This is a genomic window from Ammoniphilus soli, from assembly GCF_040813775.1.
The window spans coordinates 1-1,420 of record NZ_JBEGDL010000128.1 but is presented as its reverse complement, the minus strand read 5'-3'; the positions used below and the strand labels follow the sequence as shown (position 1 = coordinate 1,420).

1 protein-coding gene is annotated in these 1,420 nt (G+C 32.8%); it reads left to right on the top strand.

The window, feature by feature from the left end:
• The first annotated feature begins 262 nt into the window (after positions 1–262).
• Entirely contained in the window at positions 263–745 is a 483-nt protein-coding gene (locus tag ABLT31_RS38630; protein WP_367761017.1) for a hypothetical protein, read from the top strand.
• The last annotated feature ends 675 nt before the right edge of the window (positions 746–1,420 follow it).

Sequence of the window (1,420 nt, the reverse complement as noted above, 5' to 3'; positions counted from 1 at the left end):
TTGTTGTTTCATGATTGTTGTTGATGTTACAGACTTTCGAAATTCGGGTTAATATTTTTTGCTGGGAGACGGATGATCGTTATAATGTAATTTTATTCCACAATGATAAGTATTTATCCACTTTTAAGTGAAAAATACTCTAGTCCAAATGACTAGAGTATTTTTTGTTTAGTTTAGTATTGGTTGACAATGTAATGCACATAGGTGTAAATTACATATATAAGCAAATTTCATTAAAATGATAAAGGGAGGAATTTAGATCATGGCACTTCAATCACAAGATTCTAATAATATGTTACATACTTTTTGGGATGGTTGGCTAAATAGTGTTAAGTTCATGAATACGTATCAGCGTGAAGTGGAATCTGTAACACTTAAAGCTATTGAACGTCAAAAGGATGTTTGGATACAGACAAAAGAACAGTTGGAGAAATTAGAACTAGAAATAAATAAATTCCTTACGGATGTTAATACAACTTTGTTTGAAAACATGAAAAAAGTTAATGGAGAAGAAGTTTCTAATAGTGCAGAAGAATGGAGCAAGCGTGGTGAAGAGGTATTCAATAACATTCAAAAGCTTTTCGGGGCATCTAGCAAAGAAGATAATATTAAAAATCACCTTGAACAATTGGAATCTGGGCTAAAGACTTTAATCGAGAATCAACATAAGAACCGGGAAGAGGTATACTCTTTATTAGAAAGTTATACGGATCAGGTCAAGCAGACATTTAAGGCAATTGTATAATTCGTTATTACGGGGTCCAACTGAGATACATGTAATTTTGATCACAAAACATGGCGCAAAATCTCTTCAAATTGCATGTTGAAAGCCGTGGATAAAGAAGAAAATCGATACTTTGTGTTTAAGATTATTTTGGAATCATTATTTTGTAATGGCCAAAAAAGATCTGATAAATGGCCGTTTTTGTTATGGAATTTTGATTTTAATCCATACGTTTACGGATGGAGATAGAATTAGGTGATGAACGATCAAAGGAATCAATTTGGTCATACAATGTAAGTTTTGTGAAGATGGAATCTATGCTGATGTATTAGAAGCATATAGAAATGTGTTGTATGTAGTTAAATGTAATAATTGTGGGGAAACATATGAGATTCGACAACGCCATTATAAACCAAGCCCAATTGTAAAAGATGAAGTGGTTTTAGAAAGTAACGGCAATAAAACATAAGGTCATAGTTTGGAATTAGCATCCAGCCTATGGCCTGTTTTTATACTTATCTCGATCTGCATGGGATTAAATATCTAAGAAGTTAAGGGCTCAGCAACAGCCGTTCAAATATAAATGATCATATCAGAGGGAGGACGTAAAAATGGCTAGACAAATTACTAAAAAACCTAAAGTGGATAATCAAGTAGCTAAATCGGATGTGGATAATCAAGTAGCTAAATCGGATG

Excerpts from the sequence above, each read along its gene's own strand:
- ABLT31_RS38630 (WP_367761017.1), top strand. The coding sequence starts at position 263 with ATGGCACTTCAATCACAAGATTCTAATAATATGTTACATACTTTTTGG.